This window comes from Pseudarthrobacter sp. N5 (assembly GCF_050157035.1).
Taxonomy (GTDB): Bacteria; Actinomycetota; Actinomycetes; order Actinomycetales; family Micrococcaceae; genus Arthrobacter.
Genome location: NZ_CP189593.1, coordinates 1230558 through 1250872, shown reverse-complemented (window position 1 = coordinate 1250872; position 20315 = coordinate 1230558). Strand labels below are relative to the sequence as shown.

The 20315-nt window shown below is 64.2% G+C and carries 13 protein-coding genes; all 13 read right to left on the bottom strand.

Annotation, left to right across the window (positions count from 1 at the left end; all coding sequences use genetic code 11):
* Positions 1–8: 8 nt before the first annotated feature.
* The 13 genes from ACQCST_RS06175 to speB all read right to left on the bottom strand — a co-directional run bounded on the left by ACQCST_RS06175 (position 9) and on the right by speB (position 20232).
* Entirely contained in the window at positions 9–1223 is a 1215-nt protein-coding gene (locus ACQCST_RS06175; RefSeq protein WP_426998422.1) for an McrC family protein, read from the bottom strand.
* A 55-nt stretch (positions 1224–1278) separates the two neighbouring features.
* Positions 1279–3510 carry an McrB family protein gene (locus ACQCST_RS06170; protein ID WP_426998421.1) on the bottom strand — a complete coding sequence of 744 codons (2232 nt, stop codon included), beginning with the start codon at positions 3508–3510 and terminating at the stop codon, positions 1279–1281.
* Between the two features lie 143 nt (positions 3511–3653).
* Positions 3654–5654 carry a DUF5107 domain-containing protein gene (locus ACQCST_RS06165; protein WP_426998420.1) on the bottom strand — a complete coding sequence of 667 codons (2001 nt, stop codon included), beginning with the start codon at positions 5652–5654 and terminating at the stop codon, positions 3654–3656.
* Positions 5651–8854: a glycoside hydrolase domain-containing protein gene (locus ACQCST_RS06160; RefSeq protein WP_426998419.1), complete on the bottom strand. Its 3204-nt coding sequence runs from the start codon at positions 8852–8854 to the stop codon at positions 5651–5653. The genes ACQCST_RS06165 and ACQCST_RS06160 overlap by 4 nt, the downstream gene beginning before the upstream one ends.
* Before the next feature lie 162 nt (positions 8855–9016).
* A complete protein-coding gene (locus ACQCST_RS06155; protein ID WP_426998418.1) occupies positions 9017–9262 on the bottom strand; it encodes a hypothetical protein in 246 nt (81 codons plus the stop codon).
* 119 nt (positions 9263–9381) lie between these two features.
* Entirely contained in the window at positions 9382–10122 is a 741-nt protein-coding gene (locus ACQCST_RS06150) for a copper homeostasis protein CutC (RefSeq protein ID WP_426998417.1), read from the bottom strand.
* 67 nt (positions 10123–10189) lie between these two features.
* Positions 10190–10606, bottom strand: coding sequence for an acyl-CoA thioesterase (locus tag ACQCST_RS06145; RefSeq protein WP_426999091.1), 417 nt, complete (start codon positions 10604–10606; stop codon positions 10190–10192).
* Between the two features lie 56 nt (positions 10607–10662).
* Positions 10663–12729 (bottom strand): ABC transporter ATP-binding protein, encoded by a 2067-nt coding sequence (locus ACQCST_RS06140; protein WP_426998416.1) that lies wholly within the window; start codon positions 12727–12729, stop codon positions 10663–10665.
* Positions 12726–14459 carry an ABC transporter ATP-binding protein gene (locus ACQCST_RS06135; protein ID WP_426998415.1) on the bottom strand — a complete coding sequence of 578 codons (1734 nt, stop codon included), beginning with the start codon at positions 14457–14459 and terminating at the stop codon, positions 12726–12728. Before ACQCST_RS06135 ends, ACQCST_RS06140 begins: the two co-directional genes overlap by 4 nt.
* 153 nt (positions 14460–14612) lie before the next feature.
* Positions 14613–16655, bottom strand: coding sequence for an MDR family MFS transporter (locus ACQCST_RS06130; protein ID WP_426999090.1), 2043 nt, complete (start codon positions 16653–16655; stop codon positions 14613–14615).
* A gap of 88 nt (positions 16656–16743) precedes the next feature.
* Positions 16744–17223: a MarR family winged helix-turn-helix transcriptional regulator gene (locus ACQCST_RS06125; protein WP_426998414.1), complete on the bottom strand. Its 480-nt coding sequence runs from the start codon at positions 17221–17223 to the stop codon at positions 16744–16746.
* 187 nt (positions 17224–17410) lie between these two features.
* Positions 17411–19126, bottom strand: a complete 1716-nt coding sequence (locus ACQCST_RS06120) for a thiamine pyrophosphate-binding protein (RefSeq protein WP_426998413.1) — start codon at positions 19124–19126, stop codon at positions 17411–17413.
* Positions 19123–20232, bottom strand: a complete 1110-nt coding sequence (speB, locus tag ACQCST_RS06115; RefSeq protein WP_426998412.1) for an agmatinase — start codon at positions 20230–20232, stop codon at positions 19123–19125. The genes ACQCST_RS06120 and speB overlap by 4 nt, the downstream gene beginning before the upstream one ends.
* Positions 20233–20315: the final 83 nt, after the last annotated feature.

Here is a 20315-nt window from a genome sequence, read left to right as displayed (position 1 = left end):
GGTCAGGCTCACTGGCCGGCTTGCCGCACCACTTCGCCCCAGGACTGTTGCGCCAGGTCCGCAATGGAGGCAAGAATTTCCGACGGCGGCCGGGACAGGTCCAGTGGAAACTCCACCACGTCTATGTCTGTATTAAGGATCCGCCGCAGCTTCATCTCACCGGGGCCGGCGTAGACAAGCCAGGCCGTGGGAACCCGGAGGGCGGTGCAGTAGGCGAGCATCTGGAAGTGGTCCGCGGACAGCGATGCGTCCTGATCCGAGCTGGCCTGGTACTTGGCGTCGTAGACCACCACGGGGCGTCCGCCCAGCAGATGCACGGCATCAGGGCGTACGGTGATCCGGTCAGAATCCCGCACGGCCTCGTTCAGCATCACGTTGTACTGCAGCCGCATCTCCCCCGGATGGGCTGCCATCGCTTCGCGCAGCGCCGTGCCCACAAAGTCCTCGAACACCTTGGCCATATCCACCACAAACGATGCCGCCTGTTGTTTGCCCTCCCCCGCTTCAGCTGATGCGTTCCGCAGGATCAGCTCGGCCAGGCGCAACACCGGGTGATATCGGACGTTCATCCGGCTGGCCCGCCACGGCGGCAGTGGCGCGCCGGACTGGACCCGGGTGACGGCGTCGAGCTTTCCCTTCAGCTGCCGCAGGCGGCTGAGCACCTCGGGCCGGACGCGCGGAACCTGGCCCATGCGTTCCAGGGCAGCGCGGAGGATGCGGTTCTCGGCAATGTCCTCGGTGAACTCGTCATAGGAAACCTCCAGCGGCACCAGCATGCCGGGCCGGCGCGAGATCTGGTCCGAGATCCGGATCCTGCCCTTGACTGTGCGGAGGGATTCGTCCACGGTAAGGTACCCCTGCAGCACGCCGCGGTTCAGGGCGCGTTCGGCGAGCTGCGCCAGTGATTCAGCCAGCGCACTCCACAGATCGCGGTCCTCTACCGCCGCTACGGTGTCCTCACGGAAGCCCTGTTTCCCGGCGTAGCCAAGCAGGAACAGCAGGCGGCTGAGGCCAAGCCGGTCTTTGGGCCGGACATCCAGCTGCACCGTGGGTGTACGCACGGAGCCCACCATGCCCACGGGCTCGATCCGGTACAGGCCCATCCCCATGGGCGATGCCTTGGCCAGGCCGCTGGAGTTCACCAGCGCGGCACTGGCGGCGTCAAATTTGTCCACTATCCCGGCGGACAGCTCGTCCAGAACGAGGTGACGGACCGGCTGCACCCCGCCACGTGCGCTCCCCGTGGCTGGGGCACGCACCGGCCGCTGGGGTATCGGCTTAGCGGGACCCAAGGCGTCCCAACAACTGGTCCAGCCCGAACCGCTCCTCCAGCTGGGCGCGGTTCAGCTGTCCGTGATAGTGCTCCTGCAACAGCGGCATCAGCTCGTATTTCCAGATCCGGCGCAGACCCGCCGGCGTCTGCGCGGCCTGCTTCATAAAGTAGGACGGACCGATCATCAGATCCCTGTCCCACTCATCAATCGCGGCATTGAGCGCATCCAGCAACAGCGCCGGTGTGGTGTCCAGGTTACGGGCCTGCAGGAACCGCAGCAGAGAACCCTTCACGGGCTCCGTCTGCGGATGCAGTTCGATGAACGCAAAACGGCGACGGATGGCGGCATCCATCATGGCGATGGAACGGTCCGCCGTATTCATGGTGCCGATGATATACAGGTTGTCCGGGAGCGTGAACGGCTCGTTGGGGCTGTACTGGAGATAAATCCTGTCGTCGCGGTACTCCAGCAGGAAGTAAAGCTCACCGAAGACCTTGGCGAGGTTGGCACGGTTCATCTCATCGATGATCAGGAAATACGGCTTGGATTCGTTTCCGGGCTTCGCAGCTTCCTCCGCCAGCCGGCGCAACGGCCCGGCCACGAGTTTGAAGGACACCTGGCCCTCGTCTGTTTTGTCCGGCCGGTAGCCCTCGAAGAAGTCCTCATAGGCGTACGACGGGTGGAACTGCACCAGCTTCACCCGCTCGTCAGTGCTGTCATCAGCCAGCTGCGCTGCAAGGTGTTTGGCGAGGTAGGTCTTGCCCGTTCCGGGCGGGCCGAACAGCACGATTTGCCGGTTTTCCTCCAACAGCTCGGCAATTTCCTGGAGGGGCGCGAGGTCCATGTGTAAAGAGTCCGCAAACTCGCTTGTCAGCGGGCGGAAGCCTTCCGGAACGGGCACAACGACGGCGTCCGGCTCGGTGGCGTCCTCGTCCTCCGGTTCGGCTTCGGCCGGGAGCAGCGCCTGCAGCGCCTGGATGACCCGGGTCACATCAACAATGATTCCAGGCGTGGCCAACTGACGCTGGACGTGGCGGGGAAGGTCGGTCATGGTGTGGTTTTCATCAAACCAGCGGACCTTCCGGCGCAGTCGACGGTTGTCCCCGTTGTGTACGGGCTCCCCCAGAACAACGCCCACCCTGACTCCGCCGGCATGCTGGTGCAGCACCAGGTCCCCCGGCTTCATCACGGTCAGGAATGCGAAGACCGCAGTTTTGGTGTCCTCGCGCTCCACATAGCCCAGGTGCTTGTAGTCCTCGTCCACCGCATGCTGTACCAGCCCCGCAGTAACGCCGGGGTCCAGCAGGCGGAGATGTTCGACGTCGAGAGTCACCTTTTCTTCGCCCTGCCAGGCAGCGAGCAGCTCGGTGTTGTCCTGGTGGGTGCGCAGGAGCCACGCGCGTCGGCCGGGATCGCCCACCTTGCGCCACTGGCTCACCAGCTGGCGGGCGTACCAGTCGATGCGCTGCCCGGCCTGCTGGTCGAGATGCACGCGGATCCGGTGGATGTCCGCGGTGATGTCTTCATCGCTGTCGCCCTTGGCGCCGCCCACCAGCGATGCGAATGCGTCCCTGATCTCCTGCCGCTCCACATCGGCCACCACCGGCTCGAAGTAGCTTGGCCAGGCCAGGTATTCAATGCTGCGGCGAATGGCCGGCTGGTCCTCCGGCGTGCCAGCGGCCAGCTGATGGAAAGCCAGCGGGTCTTTGAGCGCCTTGTTGATGGCCGAGGTGGCCTGTTGGTCCACGTGCTGCACAAAACGGCACAGCCACCGCAGGTGGTCCCAGATGGTCCAGTTGAATTCGGCGGTACGGTCCCGAATGACGCCGTGGTCCGTCATGCCCTGGTACAGCTCGCCCGGGAGCTCCAGCGGAGGCTCCAGCCACGATGCGGCCTCGGCCACGCGGGCCCGCTTGACCTTGAGGGATTTGACCTCGTGCGCCAGCGGAAGGGACTGCAGAAACAGCAGTTCAACGGCCAGTTGCTTGGCTGCGCGCGAGGCATCCTGCAGGTTCTGCCGAAGGTTGGTCATCATGGGCGCCTTGGCATCCGGCACGCCCCGCTCCAGCCGCTCCAGCAGCTCGGCGGCGGCGTCCGATGTCCACGTCGGCGTGCGGCGGTCCAGCGCCGACGGCTTGCCCTGCAGCCCGGCGCCGAGCACATACCAGGCCGCATCTTCGATCTCTTTGGAGATACCGAGGGCGCGGGTCATGGCAGGCTTTGTGGCAGGGGTCATACCCTAAAATTTACAGGCTTAAGCTGGGTGCCAGCACCACGCGGCGCCTCGGGTTACCCGCACGTAGCTAGTTTGGGATGACGTATGATTTCTTGGCTCAGGATGGACTGCGCTGCCTTGGGCGGTCGCCGATTGCGCCGCTGCTATTGCATTCCGAACTGGTACTGCGGCGGTACCGGCTCCCCCGGGCATACCTCCAGCCATAGTGCGGAGATGGAGTTCTCACCCTCACGCAGGTCCGGAACTTCCACCCCCGCGCGGAGAATCGCCGCAGCCCTTTCCGGCTGCCCCGAGCCCGCCAGCGCCAATGCCTTCAGGAACAGGACGCGTCCGACGGCGGCGATCTCCTGCGGCGATTGGCCCGCCAGCGCTAACGCACCGGCAGGATCTCCGTGTTCCAGGTGAAGCACCATGGCTTCGGTGAGCAGCGGCACATTGGCGGGCTCCAGCGTGCTGGACCGGGCCAGCTCCGCCAGGCCGCGCCCGGGCTGACCAGCGGCAATGAACGCCAGGCCGAGGCCACGGCGGGTCAGGGCTTCCGTGGCCACGGCTTCCGTGGCCAGGGCGTCCGTGGCCAGGTCAGCGCTGGCGAGCGCCTGTGTATAGGCAACAATCGCACCGGCGATGTCCTGCCGCGCATGTTTTATGGTGGCCAGGTGGAACGACGCCGCCCCGTGGCCTTGTGCGGCCAGGAGCTGTTCGAAATCCTCACCGGCAACAAAGGATTCCGAGCCCGAGAACGCCCCACCCTCAAGGAGTTCAAGCCACGGCCGCTCCGTACCGGTGATGCTCTGTTCCGGGAAAGGAGTCCCGGTTTCATTCACCCATGGACGGCCGGCATGCAGGCGGCGTGCCGCTTCAAGGGCGCCCCAGCCGCTGCCGGTCACGAGAGGTTCCACAGGTGGAATATCTGCATTGCGCTCAGCCCTCAGCAGGGCAGCATCAACTGCGGCTTCCGGCAGGAGTGTCTCCAACGCGGACTGGGCGTGCCCCACGGCGGACGGATAATCGCTGCTGTGCGAGGGATCGGGATCAAGGGAAGCGTTCCCATATGCCTCCAACCACGTCCATTCCGCACCTGCGGGCATGGCGAGGTGTTCAAACTGGGTCTGCGCCAGCCCGGCCTGGATTTCCGCGTAGGCATGGCTGGTGCTGCCGCCCGGTCCGGTGCCGCGCGGGTCCGCGCCGCCTGGGCTCAGCCACTCCTGCCAGCGGTGCCCGCCCTGACCCTGGCCCCAGACGAACAGCTTCCTGCCCTGCAACCGCCGGCTGGACAGCATGACCAGCCCGTCGCCGTCGTGATCCACGGCAGCGATCCAGCGGCGCTGGTCCTGTGACAGATCAAAAAAGAAGTCCGCGGCGTGCGGGTTCCTGGCCGGCCAGGTGGCATCGATCCCGGCGTGACTGGCAGGCCGAACGGAGGAAATGTCAGTCCCGTAGCCGCTGGCGAAGGCCTCTTCCGCCGGGGCGATGACCCGGGTTTCCGTTGTCTCCGGAACGGCCGCGTTACTCCACCAGTACATCGGAACCCCGTGCTCATTGGGGTTCCGGATCCGGACCGAGGTGAACAGCACCGGCGAGTCCTCCGGCAGCCAGGCATCCACCTGGAACACCACCTCCCGGAGCCTGCAGAACTCCCACATGCGCAGAACGTCCTGGCCGTCCGGAGTGCGCACCCTGGCCGTGTGGAGCGGGCTGCAGGTGGTGGGCGAATGGCCGCGCGTGCCGATGTTCCATTCGATCCCGCCAGCGAACCACGCGTTGCGCAGCGCAAGATTCGCGAACTGCAGGGTGTGCGAAGTGTGGAGCAACTGCTTGCCGGTGAGTTTGTCCAGCAATTCCCACAACCGGCCGCCCAGTCCTGGCAGGAAGACTGCCCGGAGCCTGCTGTTCTCGAGCACAACGGCCGGGAGCTCTTGCTGCCGGCGTTCCCGGGTGTAGCCGTTCTGTTGCTGGTACGGATAGATGTTAGGCACGCCGCCGTATCTGCTGGCCGTCTGCAAGGCCTCGGGGACTCCTTCACCGACCGTGTACGGCTGCTGCTCCGCGGCGGCCACGCCGGGGAGCGGGCTGTCCGGACCGAGCTCGGCCATGTCCAGCCTGATGGTCTCGAACCAAAAGGTGCCGGGCCCGGTCTCGGTCATTCTTTTTCTCCTAGGGTGAGCAGGACGCCACGTCCTGGTTCGACGGTGATGGCTGCGCCGGCGTCGTACTTTTTTGCATGCTGGAAGCCCTCGATTTCCGGTGCGGCAAACGGGCTGTCCCCGAGTCTGGTTCCGAAGGCGCCGCACTCGGCGACATCGAACTCCAGAAGGACGTCCACGGGGCCGTTTGCCCACGACGCCAACGCCACCACGGCGCCGTGGTCCGTGAACCAGGTGGTTGCCAGCACCTCCGGGTGGCTGCTCCGGACCGGAGGATGTGCTGCCCAGTGGCCGATCATGGTGGCTCCTTCCAGACCGGAATCCGCCCAGAATTTCCAGAGTGGCCTGTTATCGACCCTGGGTGCCCGGCCAGTCATGCCGAAAACCATGCCCCGCCACGGGTTCCCGCCGCCTTCCAGCATTTCGCCCATCAGCCCGAACGGGATGCCGGAAATCTCCACCAGCCAGTAGTCCGGCGCGGTGCCGTCATAGTCGAAATACTCCCCCAGCCACAGGCGGTCCACGTACGGCAGCTGTTCCATGTACAGATTGGCCGAGGATGCGAAGCCGTCATGGGCCGTGAACTGGTTAGCCGAATGCAGGTCGATTTCCGGGTCGACGCAATTGCGGTCCAGGACCTTGCGGACACGCAGCATGGCGTGCCGGTCGTAGGCGATGTCATCGAGGTAGATGCCCTCCACCCCGGTTCGCAGGACCAGCTCCTGGATGCCTCTGACGTAACTGTTCTCCAGCCGCGAACCGCCCGTGGTCACCACCGCAATATCGTCGACGTCGGGGGCGAACCAGGCGGACACGTAGCCGTCCCCCGCGTGTTCCTGCAGCCAGATATGGCCATGGCCGGGGCCGTCGCTGAAGATCTCGTGCTGGAGCGATAGCATCGGCAGGAGTTCAGGGCTGTGAAAGGTCAGCTCGCGCACTGTGTTGTACACCTTGACCTTGAGGCCGTGTTCCTTGGCCGCCGCGGTGTACTCAGCCAGCCGGTCAGCCTCGAGCAGCGGATCATTGATATACGGCGCCGGGCCGGTGGCATGATGAACGTTGACCACGGTGGCCCCGGTCGCCGTAATGTCTGCGGGATCCGCTGGTGCATGGAAGTAGCGGCGGGCGAAATGGCGCTGCGGATCGATCGGTTTGAACGGTGTCAGGAGAAGCCGGAAGTCAAAGTCCAGGGCCTCTCCGGCTGCCATGGTCCGGGCGCCGCTGAAGGCCGCCAGCCCCACAGTATCCCCGGTGCTGCGCATGCGTACGCCACCATTGACGGTGCTGCTCTGGCCGGTGCTGCCCTGGCCACCGGCCTGCCGGTTGGCCCACGAGACGGGCTCAACCAGCGGCTTCTGGCGGTAGAAGTTCGTGTTGAGCGGGCGCTCGTACTGGCCGTCGCGCAACGACAGCTGCAGCCCTGCGTTTACGGAGCCCAGCCAGAGCGCGTCCTGGTTCCGGTTGGACACGTCCCAGGCCCAGTCCAGGGATTCCGGCCGTCGGCCACCCGGAACACCGAGTCCCATGGCCAGTGGCACTGCCTTCGCGTGCATGCTGAGCGTCAGTGCGATGTCATGGAGCTCAGCCTCGCTGCCGGCTGTCAGCCGAAGGGCATAGCTGAGGGCGCCGTCGGCCTCCAGTATTCCGCGGAGCTGCAGGCTTAACTTCCCTGCGCCCCCGCCACCGGACGTCCACCGGCACGTCCAGCTCACCTGTCCCGGCCCGTCCACCGCAAAGTCCAGCGGCGAGTAACTCCAGTCCGGCCCGGCGGCCTCTTCGATCAGCCCTGCAGCCAGATCCACCGGGGTAATGGCCGGCCCCGCCGAGGTAACCGCCAGCCCCAACGGGGCAGCCAGCATCTCAGTTTCCGGTGCATCGGTTGCCGTGACGTTGGAATTGAAGGTCGAGCTGAGCTGTGCCGGAAGGCCCGAAGCCGCCAACCTCACCTTCCGTCCCAGGATGCCCAGCTCCCGCTCCGATGCGTTGAGGGTGACTGCAGTGAACGGGGCTACCAGCCCGCGGTCCTGGGCCAGCGTGGAGTCCAGCCATGCGAGCCGCCGCAGGTACCGCGGGTCGCCGAAGCCGCCGGCCAGAATGTCCGGATCCGAGCTGTCTGTCCCTTCAATGTCCAGTGTGACCGAGACTGTACGGGGCTCCCCGCCGGTCGAAGAGATACGGATGCCGGCCTTTATGCTGGTGCCGGCTGCGTCGCGCGGAACGGGGATCACGCAGTAGAGCGCCTGCACGCTGCCGCTCGGAATGTTCAGACTCCTGTTGAATGGCTGCCCAAGCCGGTCCGTTCCGCCCGTGTTCAGGCACCTGCCGCCGGATGGTGCCTGCACGTCAACGGTAACCCCGTCCAGGTCGGCCAGCGCGTACAGCCCCAACTGCACCACATAGTCCTCACCGGGCTGGGCAGCATCGCGGAACACGTCGGATGGGCCGTTGATTGCCCAGTGCGCCGGCACGGAATTGCGCATCGAGACCGGATGCAGGCGATTTTCAGGAAAAACCAGGAATGCCGTGCCCGGGTTGGAATCGTGCAAGGACTGAAGCTCCGAAGCGGTGGCCGTGAAGTTCATCGGAGCGAAGGAGTCCCTCGGGCTGACAGCTTCGTAGCGGATCGCCTTGGCCTGTGCAAGCTCCGGCACCTTGCTCCAAACAGAAGGGGTCACCGCCGCAGACCAGTCAGGCTCCGCCGTCGGCCGGTACGGCAGGTACACGGCCTGGGGGTAGTGGGCCTTGCCGAGCATCGCATACGGAAGGTAATAGATCCAGTAGCTGCCGGGGCCGTCCACCGGTTCAAAAATGAGCTCCCCGGATTCGGCATTCGCCCTGGTCACTACAACGTTTCGGACCCGCGTACCGCTGGCGGCAGACACAACTATGGTGTCCACGGCGTCCGGCTGCGCATCCTGGCGCCGCCACGGGAGGTGTACCCGGTTGGCATTAACCGCTTGCGCGGCTGCACCGGCCACCAGTGGCATCGGCGGCAGTGGCATCAGGGCTTTAACGACAATCCGGTGGTTGCCATAGAGAAATTTGTCCCAACTGCCGGTACCGCAGGACAGCTCCGGGTGGCCGGGCGCCGGTTGGGACGGCCGGAGCGAATCCCTCGCGACGGAATCCGGCTGGTGGGCTGCCTGATCGGTAGGCGATGCCGGCTCGTGAGCGGGGTGAAAGGCGGGGCGCTGCAGCATCGCAGTGACTCCTGAAGGTAGCTGTCGACTCGTGGATTCCTGAACTGGTGAATCCTTCAATCATCGGCTGGGCCCATGGAGTTGTAAAGCATCATTGCAATCTGCAATCACAACCATCACGTCCTGATTTACCGTGGATGTTGGCCACCCGCCGGTGTATGGCTACCTGGCCGTGGCGATCTTGCTCGTGGCCTTCTTACGTCCGAAGACGAAATAGCTGGCCGGGCCAACAAAGTTGAGCAGTGTCACTACCCGCCATATTCCTTTGGATCCCCGGATCTGATCGGAGGGGCGTTGTGAAATGTCGCGCTGGGCAGCCGCTAGGAACACCAGCTGCGCAACACCGACAATGACTGTGCCTATCCGTACCGCCGGAGGGAGATCTTTCCATTTTTTCTTGTTTGCCACGATCGTTGCTCCTTGCCCTAGATGGTTTTGCTACCGCTATGTGGTTCTTCTTCCGGGGCCCACCCTGCCGTCCGTGCCGCCGCCGCTGCCATAGGGCCCGCCTTTGTTCGGGACGGACCTCAGCCGCACGCCACCCGTGCTGCCCGCACTGCCTCGGCGTCTGTGACCTGGTACGCGGTGGGATCCGCACCGTCCGCGACGCCCAGGGAAATCGCACCCGTCTTCAGGGTGGAAACTGTCTTTTTCGCGGACAGGTGAACAGCATCCAGGCCGGAGCGTTTCATGGCTGGAATGTCCCGCAGCGTCAGGCCGCCGCCGGCCATGATCTGGAGCCTGCCGGCAGCCAGCTGAACCATCCGCTCCAGTGTCCCCAGGCCGGCACCGGCCGTCGCTGCATGCCCGGAACTCAGCACCCGGCTAAATCCCAGCTCGATCAGCATGTCGACGGCCGCAAGCGCGTCCGGGCTCTGGTCGATGGCCCGGTGGAAGGTCAGCTGGGCCTCCGGGTTCGCGTTCCTGGCCGCCTCCGCAAGGAACCGCGTGGCCAGAAAGTCCACACCGCCGTCGACTCCAAGCGCACCCATCACCACGCCGCTGGCACCCTGCGCCAGCAAGTGCCGGGATTCGCGAGCCATGGTGTCCAGCTCGGCCGCCGAATACACAAAGTCTCCGGGGCGGCATCTGATGAGCGGGTGGATTTCCAGCCGGCCATCCACGCGTTCCACCGCGGCCTCCATCAGGCCCTGAGTGGGAGTGATGCCACCCAGCTCCAGGCTGCTGCACAACTCGATCCGGTCGGCGCCTTCTGCGGCGGCAATGCCCGCTCCGTCAGCGCCGACCACTGCAATTTCAAGTTTCATGGGTCTCTCCTGGCTGGCAATGGTTGTTCAAGCGGTGGCCGTCCCGGTGTCAGAACAGGAGTCAGAACTACACCACAAACGGCGCGAGGCGTTCCTTCTGTTCCGTTGTCAGCCGCTGCACCCTGCCCGTGGCTTCATCCACAAACGCGAGGTGGCTGGTGGCCTTGACGCAATCCTCGCGGGTTACGGGATCCTGCACAAGGTAATGGATGTCGAAGCTGGCGCCCTTGACCGCACCGATCCACAGCTGGACCATGGCGGGCACGTTGCGGTACTCAAGCGTCTTCATGTAACGGATCTTATGTTCCACCACGAGCGCCATGGTCCCGTCAGGAACATCGTTGAAGAGGGATACCTGTGGCTGCACACCAGGCAGCCCGGCACCGCGTGGCGGCCCGAACGCCGCGATGCGCGCTTCTTCGAGGATCCGGACAATCTGCACGTTGTTGATGTGCCCGTACGCGTCCATGTCGCCCCAACGCATCGGCACAAGCACGTCGATGCGTTGGGGTTCCCCGCTGCTTAAAGCACCACGCGTGGTCAGCTGTGTACCGCCGTCGAGTCATCCACCACGGACTCTTCAACGTCGGGGCCCGCAAACTGCGACATGTACAGCCGGTAGTACGCACCCTCTGCAGCCAGCAGCGCCTTGTGGTTACCCTGCTCCACGATCCTGCCGTTTTCCATCACCAGGATGGTGTCGGCATCGCGGATGGTGGAGAGGCGGTGTGCGATGACAAAGCTGGTGCGGTCCGTCCGGAGCGCCGCCATGGCCTTTTGGACCAGCACTTCCGTACGGGTGTCCACTGAGCTGGTGGCCTCGTCCAGGATCAGCAGCGAGGGGTTGGCCACAAACGCACGTGCTATGGTTATGAGCTGCTTTTCGCCGGCGCTGACGTTGTTGCCTTCCTCATCAATGACGGTGTCATAGCCGTCCGGAAGCGCGCGTACAAAGCGGTCCACAAACGTGGCCTTGGCTGCCGCCATGACCTGGTCCTCAGTGGCGTCCAGCTTGCCGTACCTGATGTTGTCGTAGATGGATCCGCCGAACAACCATGCGTCCTGGAGAACCATGCCCACCTTGGACCGGAGCTCGGAGCGGCTCAGATGTGTCACGTCCACACCGTCCAGGGTGATGGACCCGGAGTTGAGCTCGTAGAAACGCATTACCAGGTTCACCAGGGTGGTTTTACCGGCGCCGGTGGGCCCCACAATGGCTACGGTGTGCCCCGGCTCCGCGGTGAAGGACAGGTTCTCGATCAACGGCTTGTCCTGGGTATAGCTGAAGCTGACTTCCCGGAACTCCACATGGCCGTCGGTCTTGGCCGGCAGATGTTCTGTTGCCGTCTCTGCGTCCTGTTCGTCGGCATCCAGGAACTCAAACACACGCTCGGATGAGGCCACTCCGGACTGCAGCATGTTGGCCATGCCGGCCATCTGACCCAGCGGCTGGCTGAACTCGCGTGAGTACTGGATGAACGCGGTGGCATCGCCCAGCGACATGGAACCGGAGGCAACGCGCAGCCCGCCCACCACGGCAATGCCCACGTAGCTCAGGTACGAGACGAACTGCATGACCGGGAAGATCATGCCGGACACAAACTGCGCACCGAAGCTGGCCTTGTACAGGGCCTCATTGCGCTCATCGAAACGCTCGATCATGTCAGCATCGCGGCCGAAGACGCGGACCAGATCATGGCCGGAGAAGGACTCTTCGATCTGCCCGTTGAGCTCGCCCGTGTTTTTCCACTGGGCGGCGAACAGTTTCTGGCTGCGCGAGCCGATCAGGCCGGCTGCCACGCCGGACAGGGGCAGGGCAATCAGTGCGATCAGGGCCAACTGCCAGGACACGATGAACATCATGATCGCGATGCCGATCACGGTCAGGACTGAGCTGATGAGCTGGGCGAAGGCCTGCTGGAGCGCCTGCTGGACGTTGTCGACGTCGTTCGTGACACGGGAGAGGACATCCCCGCGCTGGCGGGTGTCGAAGTAGTTCAGCGGGAGCCGGTTCAGCTTCTTCTCCGTGTCATCACGGAGGTTCCGGATCACTTTCATCACGATCCGGTTCAGCACATACCCCTGCAGCCAGAGGAAGATGTTGGCGACGAAGTACATCACCAGGACCAGGGAAATGAGCACGGTCAGCTTCTGGAAGTCGATGCCGGTGCCCGGCACCAGCTCCATTTTCATGACCATGTCCGCGAAGTTGTCCTGGCCCTGCTGCCGGAGTCCGTCAACGAACTGGTCTTTGGAGACACCGGCAGGAAGCTGTTTGCCCACCACGCCGCCGAAGATCACGTCCATTGCCTGGCCCAGCACCTTGGGCGCCATGACGTTGAGGACCACCGAGACAATCACGAGGCCCACCACAACGTAGATGCCCAGTGCCTCTGGCTTCAGCAGCCCCATCAGGCGTTTGGCGGACGGCCAGAAGTGCTCGGCCTTCTTGGCGGGCCTTCCGCCGAACATGTCCCCGTCTGCCTCGGAGGGCTTGAATTCCTCTTCGAAGAAGTCATCGTCCTGCAGGAGAGCTGAGGGATCGCCTGCGGTTTCGTCCGCGGTAGACGCATTTTTTGCGTTTGAGGCTTTTTTGTCTGCGCTCATGCCATTTCCTCCACGCTCACCTGGGATTCAACAATTTCCTGGTAGGTGGGCGAGGTTTCCAGCAGTTCCTCGTGTGTTCCCCGGTCCACAATCCGGCCGTTGTCCAGGACCAGGATCTGGTCGGCCTGGGTGATCGTGGAAATACGTTGGGCCACAATGATCACCGTGGCATCCGAGGTGGTCCCCTTCAACGCCCCGCGAAGCCGCGCGTCCGTGGCAACGTCCAGGGCGGAGAATGAGTCATCGAACAGGTAGACCTTTGGTTTGGTCACCAGAGCCCGGGCAATACACAGCCGCTGCCGCTGGCCGCCGGAAACGTTGGTACCGCCTTGGGAAATCCGGGCTGCAAGGCCGTTCTTCTTTTCCCTGACAAAATCCTCGCCCTGCGCCACGTTGAGCGCCTCCCAGAGTTCCTCATCCGTCGCCTCGGTTTTGCCGAAGCGGAGATTGTGCTCGATGGTGCCGGAGAAAAGGTAAGGCCTCTGGGGAACCAGGGCCACACGCTTGGTGATTTCCGCACGGTCCAGCTGGCTGACCGGAACCCCGTCCAGCAGAACCTCGCCCTCGGCGACGTCGTAGAGTCGCGGCAGCAGTGAGAGGAGCGAGGTCTTGCCAGCGCCCGTGGATCCGATGATAGCCACCGTTTCACCCGGCCGGGCCGTGAAACTGATGTTACTCAGCACCGGGGACTCCGCACCGGGATAAGCGAAAGTGACGTTCCGGTATTCCACCACACCGGCCAGCGTGGCCGGAGTCACCGGCTGCTGCGGGTCATGGATGGAAGGTTCGACGTCGAGCACCTCACCGATGCGGTCGGCGCAGACCGACGCGCGAGGGATCATCATGGCCATGAACGTGCCCATCATGACAGCCATCAGGATCTGCAGCAGGTATTGCAGGAAGGCCGTCAGGGACCCCACCTGCATGTCTCCGGAGTCCACGCGCTGCCCGCCGAACCACAGCACGGCGGCTGTGGAAAGATGAAGGATCATGCCGATGGCCGGGAACATCAGGACAAAAAGTGCACCGATTTTCAGTGAGACGTCTGTGAGGTCCTTGTTGGCTTCACCGAAACGCCCGGTCTCATACGGTTCGCGGACAAAGGCGCGCACCACACGGATGCCGATAATCTGTTCCCGCAGGACCTCATTGATGCGGTCGATCTTCTTCTGCATTGAACGGAACAGCGGCATCAGGCGGACAACCAGATAGCCCACCACGGCAATCAGGACGGGAACCGAAACCCACACCAGCCAAGACAGGCTGAGGTCTTCCCGCAGCGCCATGATGATGCCGCCGACGCACATGATAGGCGTCGAAACCATGAAGTTCAGCCCCATCAGCACGAGCATCTGCACCTGCTGGACATCATTGGTGCCCCGCGTGATGAGCGTCGGCGCGCCAAAAGTGCTGACGTCCTTCGCGGAAAAACTCGTCACCTTGCGGAAAACACCGCGCCGCAGGTCCCGGCCCACTGCCATGGCCGTCTTGGAGCCGAACCAGACGCCGGCGATAGCCGCGCCCACCTGGACGAATGCCACGAGGAGCATGACCCCACCGGTCCGCCAGATGAAGTCCGTATCCCCTTTGGACACGCCTTCGTCGATGATCTGGGCGTTGAGGCTGGGCAGGTAAAGCGCGGCAATGGTGGATGCAAGTTGCAAAATGATGACGGCCAGAATGTACGGCATATACGGCCGGGAATACCGCCGTATGAGTGTGACAAGCATGCCCACGGATCCTTAGGAAGAGAGCGAGAAGTGTGTTGGATAAGTAGTAGCAGCCGGGGCTGACAGTCTTAGCCTTCCCACTCTACGAAATCTGTTGCCCCAGCGAAACAACAACGGAAAATATCATCCAAAGTGAGTACTTCCGCACTGGGGCTAGCCGCTGCTGTGCTTGCCCTGCGAGGCGATGTACTGGGCGGCGATCCGCTGCAGCTTCCGTTCCTTGGCAAGCTCCTTGCTCACTGCTTTCAGCTCGGCCGCCAGCCGGGCCTGCTCTGCTGCTGCGGCACGCTGGGCCTCGGCCTGCTGGTGGACGGCACTGAGCGCCCTGGCCAGTTGGACCTGTTGTTCTGCCAACAACTGCTGCGTGTGCTGGATCATGGGCAGGATGTCTTCCGGCCGGGACCGGAGCTCCGCAAGCATGGTCCGGGCCCTGGCAGGCGGCTGGTCCCCCGAAGTGTGGGCGTCTGGCCCGGTCGCATTCCCCGGGTTGCGCCGTTCACTGGCGCGTTGCCGGTTCAGCACCTCAACGAACTCACGGTCCAGATCGTCGACGTCGGCGGCAGCGGCGGTTTCGGCCGTCGGGCGATTGTTCAAGTCGTCCTCTGCCCTGCCGACGCCGCTGCTGGCCGTCACGCTGGCGGCTGGGCTCCCGCTGTCCTCAGCGCTGCTGCCTCCCGCTGCAGCTGAGCCGTCTGCCGGCTGGATGTCCACGGTGCGGCGCAACGGCTTCTCTTTGATGAAGAGAACGGCAATGAGGGCCACCACGCTGATGACTCCGGCGATCAGGAAGATCTCCGCCGTGGCGTCACCGTAGGCGGCGCGCATGATTTCGCGGACTGGCGCCGGCATATGCGTCAGATCCATGCTGGCCCCGGACGAACCGCCAGCCACCGGTATGTTTGCTGCTGCGAAGCCTTGCCGGGCAAGTTCCTTCACCCGGTTGCCAAGGATTGCGCCGAGGACCGAAACCCCGATTGCCCCGCCGACAGACCGGAAGAATGCCACAGAGGCGCTCGCGGTGCCGATATCGCCGGCGTGGACCGTATTCTGCACGGCAAGAACGAGGTTCTGCATCAGCATTCCGAGCCCCAGGCCCAGCACCGCAGTGAAGATTCCGGCCTGCCACAGTTCCGTGGTGTGGTCCATAGTGCCCGCAAGTCCGAGTCCGCCAATCAGCAGAACGGAACCGCCAATGAGGTATCTCTTCCATTTTCCGGTGCGGCTGATCAGGAGTCCGGATGCCACCGAACCCACCAGGTTGCCGGCAATCATGGGAAGCGTCAGGAGTCCGGCCTCGGTGGGTGATGCGCCCCGGGCGACCTGGAAATACTGGCCCAGGAACGTGGAGGAACCGAACATGGCCACACCAACTGCCACAGAAGCCAGGATGGCAAGGGCGGTGGTGCGCTCGGAGATGATTTTGAGCGGGATGATGGGCTGCGCCACCTTGGACTCAACCAGCACCAGCAGGGCCAGGAGAACAATGCCGCCGCCCACCATCGCGGCTGACTGCCAGGACCACCAGTCGTAGTAGTCGGGGTTACCGGCGAAGGACACCCAGATCAGGAGCAGGCTCACGCCGGAGGTCAGCAGGATGGAGCCGAGCCAGTCGATCCTGGCCGGGCGCTTGATGTGCGGAATTTTCAGGGTGATCTGCAGCAGGATGAGAGCGACGACGGCGAGCGGTACGCAGACGAAGAACGTCCAGCGCCAGCCGAGCGGACTGTCAACGATAAACCCGCCCAATAGCGGACCGCCTGCGGTACCTACGGCCATGACGGCACCCATATAGCCGGAGTACTTGCCGCGGTCCCGGGGAGGGATCATGGAGCCGATGATTGCCTGTGCCAGCGCGGTCAGCCCGCCCATGGCAACGCCCTGGATGACGCGCGCCCCGAGCAGCAGCGGGATGGTCTCGGACAGCCCTGCCATCACTGAACCGGCCACGAAAATGACGATGCTCAGCTGGACCAGGACCTTCTTGTCGAAGAGGTCCGCAAGTTTGCCCCAGATGGGGGTGGTGGCGGCGTTGGCGAGCAGCGCTGCGGTGATCACCCAGGCAAAGTCGGTCTGGGTGCCCTTGAGTTCGGACATGATCGTGGGCAGCGCGTTGGCCACGATGGTGCTGCTGAGGATCGCGGTAAAGAAGGCAGCCAGGAGTCCGGTAAGGGCCTCCATGATCTGCCGGTGGGTCATTTCGATGGGCGGCGCCTGCGGCGTTGGGGCCGGCGGCTCGGCCGCCGATAGTACGGGGGCGGCAGCGTGACTTGCCATGTATCTGCTCCTAAACGGGGTGGGTGGTGGGTGTGTGTGCGGCCGTCTTTGCCCGGGCCGAGTCACGGAGCGACTCAGCAAGTTTCCTCAGTGTTTTTGCTGTTTCCTCGGCATCTGCCTGGCTCCAGTCCTGCAAATACCCTTGCAGTGTGGCGGTGCGCTCCTCTTCGATGCTGTGGAGCTTCGCTTTCCCTGCGCCGGACAGTGCCACCAGCTGGGCACGCCCGTCCACGGGATCCGGCCTTCGGGTCACATACCCCTGCTCCTCCAGTTCGGCAATGTGCCGGCTGAGAACAGGGGCGCTGACGCCCAGCCGCTCCGCGAGACTCGTGGCCCGTGACTCGCCGTCGCCAACAAAACGGAGGACGCCCTGCAGCGCCACCCCGGTGTCCCGCCCGCGGAGGTTCGCGACGGCGACGCACCGGACCGCGCGCTGCAGATCAAAAATCTGGTAAACGAGTTCGGCTGCCGTGCTTGGCGCAACTGCCATGATGGACACTCTCCTGCCTTGTTTGCCTTAGGCAACTATATACCAATAATGGTTGCTTTGGGAAACTAACGGTCTGGGGTGCTGTTAAACACCGAGCGCGAACGAACACTTGAGGCCCCAAATCCGCCGGAAATGGGGCCTCAAGTGTTCGTTCGCGCTATGTGGTGCGGTGTGGTGATGGACCCGTTCAGCTGTCCAGATGTGTGGGGCCGAACATCTTCAGCAGCGTTTCGACGACGACGACGTTCGGGCCGTCCGCTGCGAAGCCCGCCTTGAGTGCTTCCCCCACATCCTCCGGGGCCACCCGGGTGGCCGGCACACCGAACGATTCTGCCAGCTTGACGAAGTCGGGCCGCGCCAGCTCCGTAGCTGTTGCCTTGCCGAAGGCTCCCACCATGTATTCGCGCAGGATGCCGTAACCGCCGTCGTCCACAATCAGCCACGTGACAGGAACGTTGTGCTGCTTGGCCGTGGCCAGCTCGGAGATTGAATACATGGAGGAGCCGTCGCCTGACACAGCGAGCACCCGGGCGTTGGCCCCGGATTGGCCTGTTGTTGCCAGGCCCACTGCACCGCCGATCGCCGCGGGGAATCCGTAACCCAGCCCGCCGGCGCCCTGGGCGGAGTGGAACTGTCCCTCGCGGGCGTCCCAGCAGCTCCAGCCCCAGTACGCAGAGATGGTCATGTCCCAAAAGGTCTGCATGTCCGCCGGCACCGCCTCGCGGATATCGGCCATGAACCTCAGTTCCTTGCCCAGATCCTGGGATTCAAGTCTGGCCCTGACCTTGGCTAGTGACTCCTTGACCAGGTTCTCGGGCGAGGTGCCGTGCCAGTCGGCCCGCTCGCCGTGGGGCTCAGTCAGCGCTTCATCGAGAGCTGCCAGCGCCTGGCCTGCATCCGCACGGATGCCCAGCCCCGGCCGGTTGGACTCGAGGACCCGGGGTTCGGCGTCGATCTGGATGATACGGCCGCGCGGTTCGAAGGTGAAGTAGTTGGACGTGACCTCACCCAGTGAAGAGCCGACCACAATGAGAACGTCCGCATCCTCTAGCAGGTCCGTCATATAGCGGTCCTCGATCCAGGACTGGAGCGAGAGGTCATGGTTCCAGGGGAACGCGCCGTTGCCGCCGGGGGTGCAGATGACCGGAGCCCGGAGCTTTTCCGCAATGGAGAGCAAGGACTTCCCGGCCCGGCCACGGCGTGTACCCCCGCCAGCGATGATGGCGGGACGTTCCGCCGTCGAAAGCCATTTCACCGCTTCGCGGACCAGCTCGACCCGTGGCGGATTGTCTGCCGCTTCGGCCAGCGCATCCTCGACCGGCGGGACCATGATGGGATCCAGCAGGACATTCTGCGGAATCTCAAGCCAGACGGGGCCCTGCGGCGAGGAGATGGCTTCCGTCCAGGCGTCCTGGATGCCCGAGGGAATGCCCGAGGCGTGCTGGATGAGGCGCTGGCTCTTGGTGACATTGGCGGCCGAAGCCTTCTGGTCATCGAGCTGGTGCAGCATTCCCTTGCGGCGGGCACCCAGGCCTTCGAGTGGGATCTGGCTGGCAATGACCACCATGGGAACGCCCGTGGCGTAGGCTTCCTGCAGCCCCGCCAGTGACGTCAGTGCGCCGGGCCCGGTGGACAGGAACAGCACGCCCACCTCCCCGGTGGCGCGCGAATAGCCATCAGCTGCGAACGCCGAGTTGTTCTCCACCCGGGAGGAGACGAAGTGCAGCTTGCCGCGGCCCATGGCGTCAAAGAGGCCCAGGGCGTGCTGCCCGGGAATGCCGAAGACCGTCTTCGCGCCGAGCGCTTCAAGGGTCTCGACGACGAGGTCCCCGCCGTTACGGATGTTGGTCCCGGCGTTTGCCTTTGCGGGGGCAGCAGCCGTGCCGGGATCGAAATCGATCATTTGGCGGCCTCCGCGGGTTCGGCAATCTGGATGCGTTCTGCTGCGGGGGCCGCCGGCGCGGCGAAGCCTACCGGGCGGCGGGATTCCTGGCCCAGGGCCTGGGCGGCGTAACCGGTGGCGGCACCGAACCTGTCACCCTCGACGGCGTTGTCGGCCATCAGCGTGACAAGTTCGTAGGCCACATGGCTGGCGGCTACGCCGGTGATCTCGGCGTGGTCGTAAGCGGGGGCGACCTCGACGACGTCGGCTCCGACCAGGTTCATGCCGCGGAACCCGCGGATGATTTCGAGCAGTTCGCGGCTGGTGATGCCGCCGGCCTCCGGGGTGCCGGTGCCGGGGGCGTGCGCGGGATCCAGGACGTCGATGTCCACGGAGATGTAAAGGGGACGCTTGCCGATCCGGTTGCGGACCTTCGCCACGGTTTCCAGGACGCCCTGGTAGTAGACGTCCGCGGAGGTGACGATGCCGAACCCGAAGCGGTGGTCGTCGTCGAGGTCCTTCTTGCCGTACAGCGGGCCGCGTGTGCCGATGTGGCTGATGGCTTCGGTATCCAGAATGCCTTCTTCGACGGCCCGGCGGAACGGAGTCCCGTGGGTGTATTCGGCACCGAAATAGGTGTCCCAGGTATCCAGGTGGGCGTCGAAGTGCAGCATCGCGATGGGGCCGCCTGCGCGCTCGGCGGCCGCGCGGAGGAGCGGCAGTGCGATGGTGTGGTCCCCGCCGATGGTCAGGAGGCTGCTGCCGCCGGCGGTCAGGTCCAGCGCGTTCTGCTGGATGGTTTCGATGGCCTCGTTGATGTTGAACGGGTTGACGGCCATGTCGCCGGCGTCGGCCACCTGGACGTTTTCGAAGGGGCTGACGTCCCAGGCCGGGTTATACGGGCGGAGCAGGCGGCTCGCCTCACGCACGTGGTTGGCTCCGAAGCGGGCGCCGGGCCGGTAGGAAACACCGGAGTCGAAAGGCACGCCAACGACGGTGATGTCGGCCTTTGCGACTTGGTCCAGCCGCGGCAGGCGGGCGTAGGTGGCAGCCCCGGCATAACGCGGGATGCGGGATGAATCGATGGGGCCAAGGTTACCGTTGGCCTCGATGCGCAGCTCTTCCAAGAGAAGGCCTCTCCTTCGAGGTTTGATGGACGGGTGTGATTGTCATCATACACTCAGAGTTGCCTAATGTGCATCAGTTGTTT